Annotated in this window: 10 protein-coding genes; 3 read left to right on the top strand and 7 right to left on the bottom strand. The window is 65.1% G+C overall.

The annotated features are described in order from the left end of the window. Positions 1-80: 80 nt before the first annotated feature. Both QY049_RS36605 and QY049_RS36600 read right to left on the bottom strand, forming a co-directional pair. Entirely contained in the window at positions 81-2,957 is a 2,877-nt protein-coding gene (locus QY049_RS36605; RefSeq protein ID WP_194479541.1) for an EAL domain-containing protein, read from the bottom strand. A gap of 169 nt (positions 2,958-3,126) precedes the next feature. After that, positions 3,127-4,125, bottom strand: coding sequence for an NAD(P)H-quinone oxidoreductase (locus QY049_RS36600; RefSeq protein WP_258765098.1), 999 nt, complete (start codon positions 4,123-4,125; stop codon positions 3,127-3,129). A gap of 128 nt (positions 4,126-4,253) precedes the next feature. Between QY049_RS36600 and QY049_RS36595 the strand changes: the two genes are divergently transcribed. Continuing rightward, the gene (locus QY049_RS36595; protein ID WP_258765099.1) at positions 4,254-4,445 is read left to right on the top strand and encodes a DUF1192 domain-containing protein; all 192 of its coding nucleotides are present in this window, start codon (positions 4,254-4,256) and stop codon (positions 4,443-4,445) included. 404 nt (positions 4,446-4,849) lie between these two features. Next, on the top strand, positions 4,850-5,359 hold the full coding sequence (locus QY049_RS36590; RefSeq protein WP_194479544.1) for a DUF1465 family protein: 510 nt from the start codon (positions 4,850-4,852) through the stop codon (positions 5,357-5,359). A 177-nt stretch (positions 5,360-5,536) separates the two neighbouring features. Here QY049_RS36590 and rpmE read toward each other — a convergent pair whose 3' ends face one another. Then, the gene (gene rpmE / locus QY049_RS36585) at positions 5,537-5,764 is read right to left on the bottom strand and encodes a 50S ribosomal protein L31 (protein WP_011084323.1); all 228 of its coding nucleotides are present in this window, start codon (positions 5,762-5,764) and stop codon (positions 5,537-5,539) included. 202 nt (positions 5,765-5,966) lie between these two features. Here rpmE and QY049_RS36580 point away from each other — a divergent pair, with 202 nt between their 5' ends. After that, positions 5,967-7,793: an ABC transporter ATP-binding protein/permease gene (locus QY049_RS36580; RefSeq protein WP_301270517.1), complete on the top strand. Its 1,827-nt coding sequence runs from the start codon at positions 5,967-5,969 to the stop codon at positions 7,791-7,793. A gap of 12 nt (positions 7,794-7,805) precedes the next feature. On the opposite strand, the gene QY049_RS36575 is transcribed toward QY049_RS36580, so the two are convergent. From QY049_RS36575 to QY049_RS36560, 4 genes are read right to left on the bottom strand one after another with little or no spacing between them, the layout of a single operon-like run. Continuing rightward, positions 7,806-8,039 carry a hypothetical protein gene (locus QY049_RS36575; protein WP_301270516.1) on the bottom strand — a complete coding sequence of 78 codons (234 nt, stop codon included), beginning with the start codon at positions 8,037-8,039 and terminating at the stop codon, positions 7,806-7,808. 19 nt (positions 8,040-8,058) lie between these two features. Then, the gene (locus tag QY049_RS36570) at positions 8,059-8,505 is read right to left on the bottom strand and encodes a GNAT family N-acetyltransferase (RefSeq protein WP_301270515.1); all 447 of its coding nucleotides are present in this window, start codon (positions 8,503-8,505) and stop codon (positions 8,059-8,061) included. Beyond that, on the bottom strand, positions 8,505-9,533 hold the full coding sequence (locus tag QY049_RS36565) for a peptidoglycan -binding protein (RefSeq protein WP_194479548.1): 1,029 nt from the start codon (positions 9,531-9,533) through the stop codon (positions 8,505-8,507). Before QY049_RS36565 ends, QY049_RS36570 begins: the two co-directional genes overlap by 1 nt. Before the next feature lie 24 nt (positions 9,534-9,557). Continuing rightward, positions 9,558-10,580: a flagellar motor protein MotA gene (locus QY049_RS36560; RefSeq protein ID WP_301270514.1), complete on the bottom strand. Its 1,023-nt coding sequence runs from the start codon at positions 10,578-10,580 to the stop codon at positions 9,558-9,560. Positions 10,581-10,763 lie beyond the last annotated feature (183 nt).

Raw genomic sequence — 10,763 nt, 5'->3', positions numbered from 1 at the left:
GACAACGCCCTCTCTCCTTACGTCTCCCGCATCAAAAGGCAGTAGCGCAACAGGCCCACAAGGGGAGAGGGAAAGAAAGGTCAGCTCGCCGCTTCCAGCCGCACTTCCGTCAGCAGGCGCATCGCGGCATCCGCGTCCATCGGTTCGCCGAAGGCAAAGCCCTGCGCGTATTCGCAGCCCAATTGATAGAGCTCGACCGCGTCGGAATCCGTCTCGGCGCCTTCCGCCACCACGTCCATGCCGAGGTCATGCGCGAGCGCGATGATCGACTTCAGGATCACCGGGCGCGTGCCGCGGTTGGTGGTGCGGACGAAGGACTGGTCGATCTTGATGGTGTCGAACGGAAAGCGCTGCAGGTAGGCGAGCGAGGAATGACCGGTGCCGAAATCGTCGAGCGAGAGTCCAGTTCCGAGCTCGCGGATGCGCGTCAGCATTTGCGCCGCGTGTTCCGGATTCTCCATCACCAGCGATTCCGTCAGCTCCAGCTTCAGCGTGCCGCGCGCCACCGAAGAGCGCGACAGCACGGTGCGGATGTCGTGGATCAAATCATGGCGCAGCAACTGCCGCGAGGAGACGTTGACGGATGCGAAGATCGGCTCGCGCGAGCGCATCGCACGCTGCCAGATCGAGAGCTGCTTTGCGGTCTGGTCGAGCACGAACATGCCGAGGTCGACGATCAGGCCGGTCTCTTCCGCGATGGTGATGAATTCCGACGGCGCCATGCGCCCGAGTTTCGGATGATCCCAGCGCACCAGCGCCTCGAAGCCCGCGACCGAGCGATCCTCCAGCCGCACGATCGGCTGGTACAGGATGGTGAGCTCCTGCCGCTCGATGGCGCGGCGAAGCTCGCTCTCGAGCGTCAGGCGATCCGTCTTCCGCGCGCGCATCGCCGGCTTGTAGACGTCGATGCGGTCGCCGCCGATGCGCTTGGAGTGATACATCGCAAGCTCGGCGTCCTTGATGATCTCGTCCGTCAGCTGGGTCTGCGGATCGGACAGCGCCATGCCGATCGAGGCCGTCAGGAAGATCTCGCGGTCGTTGAAGGCGATCGGGGCGCGGATGGTCTTGCGGATCGTCTCGGCGAAATTGGTGATCCGCGCCGGGTCCTGCTCCGACAAGAGGATCAGGCCGAACTGGTCGCCGGCGAGCCGGGCCAGCGTGTCCTGCGGCTTCAGGATGCGGGTGAGGCGGCGGGCCAGTGTCAGCAGGATTGAGTCGCCGACCGCGATGCCGACGGAATCGTTGACCTGCTTGAAGCGATCGAGGTCGATCACCATCAGCGTCGGCCGCAGCGTGGGCATCGATTTTGCGAAATGTGCAACGGCACCCAGCCGGTCCATGAACAGCTTGCGGTTGGGCAGGCCGGTGAGGTTGTCATGCACGGAATCGTGCAGCAGGCGCTCCTCGGCGTTGCGCAGTTCGGTGACATCGGTGAGCGTGCCGACCACGCGCGAGACCTCGCCGTCGGAGCCGACCACCGGCCGCGCCTTCAGCGCGAACCACATGAAGTGACCATCGGGCGTACGCAGGCGGAAATCCTGCACCAAGCGGCCGCGGCGCTGGTCGAGCACGCTGTCGAGCGCGGCGCGGAAACGGTCCTGGTCGAGCGGATGCAGCACCTCGAGCCAGGAGGCCGCCGGCCCTTCGAGCGTACCGCGCTTCAGCCCGAGCAGGGCTTCCGTCTCGGGGCTCGTAAAAACCTTGTCGGCGGAGACGTCCCAGTCCCAAATCAGATCGCCGGAACCGGCGAGCGCCAGCGCTCGCCGCTCGATGTCGGAGACGACGCCGGTGGTGGCGCCGCCGCCGGCGAAGGCGTGCTGCATGACCGTGAAGCCGATCAGCATCACGATCAGCACGAGGCCGCCGAGCAGGGCGGGGCCGACGATGTCGTTGGTGACGGAGCCGGCCACCGTCATGCCGGCCGCGACCACCCAGACCACCAGGAGGAACCAGGTCGGGATCAGCAGCACCGCGCGGTCGAAGCCGTGGGTGGAGAGATAGACGATCAGCGCGAAGCCGGCGAAGGCGATCAGCACCAGCGAGATGCGTGCGATGCCGGAGGCGACGGCAGGATCGAACAGAGCGAGCGCCACCAGCGAGCCGAGGAAGGCGAGCCAGCCCACCGTGATGTGGGAGTAGCGCACATGCCATCGACTGAGATTGAGATAGGCGAACAGGAACACCAGTAGCGTTGCCGCCAATATCGCTTCACCCGCCGCGCGCCAGATGCGCTCGGCGTTGTTCGACATGTCGAGCACCTTGCCCCAGAAGCCGAAATCGACGCCGATATAGACCAGCACCGCCCATGCCAGCGCGGCCGCCGCCGGGAACATGATGCTGCCCTTCACGACGAACAGAATCGTGAGCACGAGGGCGAGAAGCCCCGATATGCCGATCACGATGCCCTGGTACAGCGTGAACGAGTTGACCTTGTCCTTGTAGGCTTCCGGCTCCCACAAATAGAGCTGCGGCAGCTTGTCGGTGCGCAGTTCGGCGACGAAGGTGACGACGGCGCCGGGATCGAGCGTGATGCGGAACACGTCTGCGGTCGCGCTCTCCTGGCGCTCCGGCCGGTCGCCGATCGACGGCGTGATGGTCGCGATGCGCGACAGGCCGAGGTCGGGCCACAGCAGCCCCGACGACACGATACGGTAATGCGGGGCGACGATCAGGCGGTCGAGCTGGTCGTCGGTGTTGTTGGCGAGCGCGAACACCACCCAGTTCTGGCCGCCTTCACGGGCACGCACCTCGATGCGGCGGACGATACCGTCGGTGCCGGGGGCGGTGGAGACCTGGATGCGGTCGGCTTCGCTGCGCTGATGCTCGAGCACGCCGGTAAGGTCGATCGCAGGCGCGTCACTGCGGACGCTGACGGCGTCGAGCGCGCGCGCGGGATACGCGGCGACAAGAATCATGAGGCCCAGCGCGATGGGCGCGAGGCACCTGATCAGACGCAAGGTCAGTTCTCCGCGTTCGACGCAAACTTTGAGTGCAAGGCTGGCACGTGGAAAGGCTAGCACGTAGAGGCGATTTCAGACCGGACGGAAGTGGTTCGGCGTTTCGCGATAGATGCCACGAAAGCGAGGAAAATCAAAGGGTTTCCGCCCGGTTCTGTGGCCCAGCGACCTAGACCTCCAACACAATTTTGCCAATATGTGCTGACGTCTCCATGCGCCGGTGTGCGTCGGCGGCCTTTTCCAGCGGGAAAGCGCTGTCCATCAGCGGTTTGACCCGGCCTTCGCGCAAAAGCGGCATCACTTTCGCTTCAATCGCAGCCACCATCGCGGCCTTGTCCGCATTACTACGGGGACGCAAGGTCGAGCCGGTATGGGTCAACCGCTTCACCATCACCTTGGCGATGTTGACGCTGACCTTGGGGCCGTTGAGGGTCGCGATCTGCACGATACGACCGTCGACGGCGGCGGCATCGTAGTTGCGGTCGACATATTCGCCTGCAACCATGTCGAGGATCAGATTGACGCCGACCTTGTCGGTCTCTTCCTTGACCACGGCGACGAAGTCTTCGGTCTTGTAGTTGATGGCGCGGTCGGCACCGAGCTTGAGGCAGGCGTCGATCTTGTCCTGCGAGCCGACGGTGACGAACACTCTTGCGCCGAACGCTTTCGCGAGCTGGATCGCCATGGTGCCGATGCCGGAGGAGCCGCCATGGATCAGCAGCGTCTCGCCGGCCTTCAGGCCGCCGCGCTCGAACACATTGTGCCAGACCGTCATCAGGGTTTCCGGCAGCGCGCCGGCTTCCTTCATCGACAGCGCCGGCGGCACGCTCATCGCCTGGGCGTCCTGCGCGATGCAATACTGCGCGTAGCCGCCGCCGGCGACGAGCGACATGACCTTGTCGCCGATCTTGTGCCGCTTGGCGTTGCTCCCCACCGCGACCACTTCGCCTGAGATCTCGAGACCCGGCAGGTCGCTGGCACCGGGCGGCGGCGGATAGGCGCCGGACCGCTGCGCCACGTCGGGCCGGTTGACGCCGGCGGCCTGCACCTTGACCAGGATTTCATCAGGCCCGGGCTGCGGAACGGCCCGCTGTTCCGGGACCAGCACCTCCGGTCCGCCGGGCTTGGAGATGGCGACCACGGTCATTTGCGCGGGCAGCTTGTCCATGATGTGTCCTTGAGCAAAGGTGCAAGAGGGAACGAGGCCTTTGATTAGCCAGCGCGGATCAGGCTGGCAACCGCCCAAGCCATGTATCAAGCCGTGTGGTCCGGTCCGCGGACGCAGGAGGAACGACGATGCCGATGGAAGACGACGACCGTCCGCGCAGGAAGGTCACCCACGAGATCGGACAGGATCTCTCACTATTGTCCGTGGAAGAGCTGACCGAGCGCGTCGCTCTGCTGAAGACCGAGATCGTGCGCCTGGAAGAAGCTACCACCAGGAAGCGCGCCTCGCGCGATGCGGCGGACAGTTTCTTCAAGTCGTAGGATTTGAGTGTCCTGGCGCGCCCCGGAATGACGGCGGAGAGAGCGCGCGAGCGCATCCCACTCGGCCATTGACCGACATGGCTAACGAACCCTCAAAGAATTCGTTCGTTTACGCACCATTAAGCTTTCGAGTTTATGACTGGAACTGTCCTCGTTTGGACACCGAGTGGCTCCTGTCCACTCTGTTTGACGCCTCCCTGTTATCAACTTTCAAAGCCGCCGGTCTCCGGCGGCTCTTTTTTGCGTTTTTCGTATCTAGCCCCGGTTGAATTCCTGCGAATGACCCGCGGAAACCATATCCGCTGTTGTTGCTGGACTCCGCGGTTCGCCCGCGCAATGATTTGTTCATCATAAAGCCGGCGCCAAAGCCGGACGGGTAAATAGTTGCGTAAGGGGCGTTAACCATGGAACGTTTGCAGGCCGAAGGCGCTCTCGTTCAACTCAGCGAGCGGTTCACCAATTCTGCGGCGTTCGGCGCGCTGTTCCGTGAAGGCATGGATCTCGTCGAAGAGACCGCCGCCTATCTCGACGGCGCCGGCCGCACCGAGGCCAAGGCGCTCGACCGCGCCGTCAGCCTCACCTACGCGACCGAGAGCATGCGCCTCACCACGCGCCTGATGCAGCTCGCCTCGTGGCTGCTGCTGCACCGCGCGGTGAAGGAAGGCGAGATGACGCTGGTCCAGGCCAATCGCGAGAAGACCAAGGTCAAGCTCACCGCCGCCGATCCCGGCCCGGCCGATACCGTCGAGAAGCTGCCCTCGCAACTGCAGGACCTGATCCATCGCTCGATGAGTCTCCAGACCCGCGTGCGTCGTCTCGACACCTCGATCCACACCCCGCCGGCCGACCACGTCGCCATCGGCAACCCACTGGTGCCGCAGCTCAACGCGCTGAAGGCCGCGTTCGAGCGCTAACGTAATTTGCCGTCATTCCGCGGCGCGCGAAACGCGACCTACGGTGCGCAGTTGCGCGCCTGAGAATCTCGGAGTTCCGGGTTCGATGCTGTGCACCGCCCCGGAACGACAGTCAGAAAACAAAAACGCCCCCGGAGCTCCGGGGGCGTTTTTCGTCTCCAGCCTTTTCGGCCTGGATCAATCCTTTTTGAGGAAGCCCGAAAATTTCTTCTGGAAGCGCGAGACGCGGCCGCCGCGGTCCATGATCTGAGCGTTGCCGCCGGTCCAGGCCGGATGCGACTTCGGGTCGATGTCGAGGTTCAGCGTGTCGCCTTCCTTGCCCCAGGTGGAGCGGGTCAGGTACTCGGTTCCGTCGGTCATGACGACCTTAATCGTATGATAATCCGGATGAATTTCGGCTTTCATGGCAATTCCTGGGGCGCCCGGCGCCCGGCTCGAGTGACTATCGAATGACGGATTTGGCGGGGTCTATACCCCACGAAGTCCCCTAAAACAAGCCATTGTGGGGACGGGCGAACCGGAGCGGCCCCTAAGGGACTTACCGGATTTGCCACTACCCTTGCACCGGCCTATGTGGAGCCAACGTCTCTCTTTTGGTCGGATTCCAATGAGCGCAGTTGAACGGCTTGAAACCGGGCCCGCAGAAGCCCCGTCGATCGAGGCCGAGTTGATCGAGCAGCCGGCAAAGGGCCGGGCCAAGCTGCGGCCCTTGATGGCGCTTGCGCCTTATGTCGCCCGCTATCGTGGCCGCGCGGCGCTGGCCTTCGTGGCGCTGACGGTTGCCGCACTGACCACGCTGCTGGTGCCGGTCGCGGTGCGCCGGATGATCGATTTCGGCCTGACGCCGGAAGGGATCGCGCTGATCAACAGCTACTTCTCGGTGATGATCGCGGTCGTCGCCGTGCTCGCGCTCGCCAGCGCCTCGCGCTACTACCTCGTGATGACGATCGGCGAGCGCATCGTCGCCGATCTCAGGCGCGACGTGTTTGGGCACCTGCTCTCGCTGTCGCCGTCCTTCTTCGATTCCGCGCGCAGCGGCGAACTTGTGTCGCGGCTCACTGCCGATACGACGCAGATCAAATCCGCGGTCGGTGCTTCGGTGTCGATCGCACTGCGCAATCTCATGATGTTTTTTGGTGCCGCAGCCATGATGGTCATCACCAGCCCGCGGCTGTCAGGCTTCGTGCTGTTGGCGATCCCGCTGATCGTGTTGCCGCTGGTCGCCTTCGGGCGCTGGGTGCGGCGTTTGTCGCGCAATGCGCAGGACACGCTGGCCGATGCGTCCGCCTATGCCGGCGAGCTGGTCGGCGCGATCCGCACCGTGCAGGCCTATACCAGCGAGGGGCTCGCCGCGAAGCGCTTTGGCGGCGAGGTCGAGCAGGCCTATGAGGCCGCGCGCACATCGACCCAGGCGCGCGCGGTTCTCACCGCCATCGTCATCTTTATCGTGTTTGCAAGCGTGGTCGGCATCCTCTGGATCGGCTCGCATGACGTGCTCACAGGCGCGATTACTCCGGGCCGGCTCGGCCAGTTCGTGCTCTATGCGGCGTTCGCGGCCGCCGGCCTCGGCCAGCTCAGCGAGGTCTGGGGCGAGGTGTCTGCGGCATCAGGCGCGGCCGAGCGCCTGTTCGAGATTTTGCACGTGAAGCCCGAGATCGCAGCACCCGCATCGCCGCGTGCGCTTCCTGTGCCCGGACGCGGCGAAGTCGGCTTCGATCATGTCAGCTTTGCCTATCCCGCGCGGCCCGATGTCAATGTGCTCGATGCCGTCTCGTTTGCGGTGCGGCCCGGCGAGAAGATCGCGATCGTCGGCCCGTCCGGCGCCGGCAAGAGCACGATTTTCCATCTGCTGCTGCGCTTCTACGATCCGCGCAGCGGCGCGATCTTGCTCGACGGCGTGCCGGTGAAATCAGCCGACCCGCGTGACTTCCGCTCGCGCATCGCGCTGGTGCCGCAGGAATCCAACGTGTTTGCCGCAAGCGCCCGCGAAAACATCCGCTTCGGCCGGCCCGATGCGACCGATGCCGAAGTCGAGCGCGCGGCCGAGCTCGCGCACGCCACCGAGTTCATCCGCCGCCTGCCCGAGGGCTTCGAGACCCCGCTCGGCGAGCGCGGCGTGACGCTATCGGGCGGCCAGCGCCAGCGCATCGCGATCGCACGCGCCATCCTGCGCGATGCGCCGCTGCTGCTGCTCGATGAGGCGACCTCCGCGCTCGACGCCGAAAGCGAGACGCTGGTGCAGACCGCGCTCGAAGAGTTGATGAGCCATCGTACCACGCTGGTGATCGCGCATCGCCTCGCCACCGTCTTGTCCTGCGACCGCATCCTGGTGATGGACCAGGGCAGGATCGTCGAGCAGGGCACGCATGCCGAACTCGTCGCGGCGAACGGGCTTTACGCGCGGCTGGCGAGGTTGCAGTTCGAGGGAGCGTGAGGGGCTGCCTCCTCACTTGCACTTCGGCGAGCCCATCGGCACGTTCGGCCACGGCCAGTTCTTCCAGCTTCCGCCCTCGCCGATACAGGGCGACCCATCGCCCGTCGGCGCAGGCGAAGCCGTCGTGTCAGTTGCTGTCCTGGGCGGCGGCGCGAGTCGCCGGTCGATATAAGCAGTCGACACATAGCCCGCGACGATGACGCCGAGAAAGACCGAAGCCCCCTTGGCCAGATCGCTCAGCCGCATCGATCCTCTCCATCCGCAGTCACGGCCGCCACGCCATCTTCAGCACCGGCCGTCCCGAGGTCGGGTTCACATCCTCGCCGGCATGGCAAAAGCCGTTGCGTTCGTAGAAGCGAATGGCGCGGGCGTTGTCCCTGTTGACGAGCAGCGTGACGCCTGACGGCGACAGCCGCTTGGCTTCATCGACCAGCAGCCTTGCCGCGTCCGAGCCCCAATGATCGGGGTCGACCACGAGCTGGTCGAGATAGCCGTCACCGTCGATGGTGACGAAACCGGTCAACACGCCATCTTGTTCCGAGACCACGATCGCGGCTTTCGGCACCAGCTCGTTTCGCCAGCGCTCGCGCCACCAGTCCAGCCGTGCGGCGAAGTCGATCTGCGGATAGGCCTGCTGCCAGGTGCGATGCCAGAGATCGATCGCCGCCGCTTCGTCGGCGGCTGCGTAGGGGCGAAGGTGGAGCGCGCTCACTACCGCTCCGTCAGCTTCAGCTCGATACGTCGGTTGCGCTTGTAGGCCTCCTCGGTGTTGCCGGGATCGAGCGGCTGGAATTCGGCGAAGCCTGCGGCGACGAGGCGCTGCGCCGGCACACCGAGCGAGATCAGATATTGCACCACCGAGATCGCGCGCGCCGATGACAGGTCCCAGTTCGACTTGAAGTTCGGGCCGTTGACGGGCCGCACGTCGGTATGTCCGTCGACGCGCAGCACCCAGGCGATCTCGGCCGGGATCTTCTTGTCGAGCTCGATCAAAGCGGCCGCGACCGTGTCGAGCTCGGAGCGGCCCTCGGGCAGCAGCGTTGCCTGTCCGGTGTCGAAGAACACTTCGGACTGGAACACGAAGCGGTCGCCGACCACGCGGATGTCGGGACGGTTGCCGAGAATGGCGCGCAGCCGGCCGAAGAACTCGGAGCGATAGCGCGACAATTCCTGCACGCGCTGCGCCAGCGCGACGTTCAGGCGAGAGCCGAGATCGGCGATGCGGTTCTGCGATTCCTTGTCGCGCTTCTCCGACGCGTCGAGCGCCTCTTCCAGCGCGGCCAATTGCCGGCGCAGCGCGCTGATCTGCTGGTTCAGCACCTCGATCTGCGCCAGCGCCCGCGCCGAGACGGCCTTCTCGGAGTCGAGCGCCTTGCCGAGCTCGGCGGTCTTGCCTTGCGCGTCGTTGCCGGCGTTGGCGAGGCCTTCATAGAGGCCCTTCATGCGGTCGCGCTCGCTCTCGGCCGAGGCGAGCCCGGCCTTGAGCTGCGAGACCTGGTCGTCGAGTGAGAGCTTGCCGAGCTTCTCCAGCGAGAGCAGCTCGTTGAGCTGGGCGATCTTGGCGTTGAGCTGCTCCAGCGCCTTGTCCTTGCCGGTCACCTCCTGCGACAGGAAGAACTGCACGACCAGGAACACCGAGAGCAGGAAGACGATCGACAGCACCAGCGTCGACAGCGCGTCGACGAATCCGGGCCAGTAGTTGAAGGCGCCTTCACTGCGGCGGCCGCGGGCTAGAGCCATGCTCGCCTCTCAAATGCTGATTGCTCAACTCTTCTCGGGCTGGCGCGCGATGCGCTCCAGCAGGCGACGGATCTCGCGGTTCTGCTCGCCCTGGCCGTCGGCCCATTCGCGGATCATCTGCTGCTCGGTCCGCATGTGCGAGACCAGCGCCTGGATCGCCTCCGCCAGGCTCGCCATCGCCGCCGTGGTGCCGCGGCTGGCGCTGCCTTCCTCGAGCACGGAGCGCAGCCGCTCGACGGCCGCCTGCAGCTCGCCGCTGGCAACGCCGCCGCCACCGGCCGCGGCGACCGCGACCTCGCCGCTGCCGTATTCACGCACGGTGGTGGCGAGCCAGTCCTCGAGGTCGGTGTAGAAGCGGTTCTGCGCCTGGCTCGATTGCAGATCGAGGAAGCCGAGGATCAGCGATCCCGCAAGGCCGAACAGCGAGCTGGAAAAGGAGATGCCCATGCCGCCGAGCGGGGCGGCAAGCCCCTCCTTGAGCGTGTCGAACAGCGCGCCGGCATCGCCGCCGACCTTGAGGCCGTCGATCACCTTGCCGACCGAGCCGACCGTCTCGATCAGGCCCCAGAAGGTGCCGAGCAGGCCGAGGAAGACCAGGAGGCCGGTCATGTAGCGGGAGATGTCGCGGGCTTCATCGAGGCGCGTCGCGATCGAATCGAGCAGGTGCCGCATCGTGGTCTGGGTGATCGACATCCGCCCGGTGCGCTCGCCGCCCAGGATCATCGCCATCGGCGCCAAGAGCTTCGGGTGCCGGGCCGGCGCGAGGCCGGGATCGGCAATGCGGAAATTGTTGACCCAGGAGACTTCAGGATAGAGCCGGATCACCTGGCGGAAGGCCAGCACGATGCCGATGAACAGCACCGCCCCGATCAGGGCGTTCAGCCCGGGATTGGCGAAGAAAGCCTGGATGATCTGCTTGTAGAGCACCACGCCCACCAGGGTGCACAGCACCAGAAAGACCAGCATCCGCACCAGGAAGACGCTGGGTGAGGACAGTTTCGTGTACTCGATGTCGATGGCGGAGCGGGGCGAGGCGCCTGGCGGCATGGCCGGTATCATCCGTTACGAAAGCTTGATTGCCTCCGCACTATGGCACAGCGCCCGCCCAAAAAAAGCGCCGGATGTGCGGATTTCGGGAAGGAGGGGCGGAACCCAAAGCTGAAACCGGGCTTTGATGTCAACGTATTTTGCAAAACTTCGGCATTCCGCAGGCTTAGCTTGGATTTTTTG

Source organism: Bradyrhizobium sp. WYCCWR 13022, assembly GCF_030435535.1.
Classification (GTDB): Bacteria; Pseudomonadota; Alphaproteobacteria; order Rhizobiales; family Xanthobacteraceae; genus Bradyrhizobium.
The sequence above is the reverse complement of the archived record's forward strand: the minus strand, read 5'-3'. Positions and strand labels throughout refer to the sequence as shown.

Excerpts from the sequence above, each read along its gene's own strand:
- rpmE (WP_011084323.1), bottom strand. The coding sequence starts at position 5,764 with ATGAAAGCCGAAATTCATCCGGATTATCATACGATTAAGGTCGTCATG.
- QY049_RS36580 (WP_301270517.1), top strand. The coding sequence starts at position 5,967 with ATGAGCGCAGTTGAACGGCTTGAAACCGGGCCCGCAGAAGCCCCGTCG.
- QY049_RS36595 (WP_258765099.1), top strand. The coding sequence starts at position 4,254 with ATGCCGATGGAAGACGACGACCGTCCGCGCAGGAAGGTCACCCACGAG.
- QY049_RS36565 (WP_194479548.1), bottom strand. The coding sequence starts at position 9,533 with ATGGCTCTAGCCCGCGGCCGCCGCAGTGAAGGCGCCTTCAACTACTGG.
- QY049_RS36590 (WP_194479544.1), top strand. The coding sequence starts at position 4,850 with ATGGAACGTTTGCAGGCCGAAGGCGCTCTCGTTCAACTCAGCGAGCGG.
- QY049_RS36600 (WP_258765098.1), bottom strand. The coding sequence starts at position 4,125 with ATGGACAAGCTGCCCGCGCAAATGACCGTGGTCGCCATCTCCAAGCCC.
- QY049_RS36575 (WP_301270516.1), bottom strand. The coding sequence starts at position 8,039 with ATGCGGCTGAGCGATCTGGCCAAGGGGGCTTCGGTCTTTCTCGGCGTC.
- QY049_RS36560 (WP_301270514.1), bottom strand. The coding sequence starts at position 10,580 with ATGCCGCCAGGCGCCTCGCCCCGCTCCGCCATCGACATCGAGTACACG.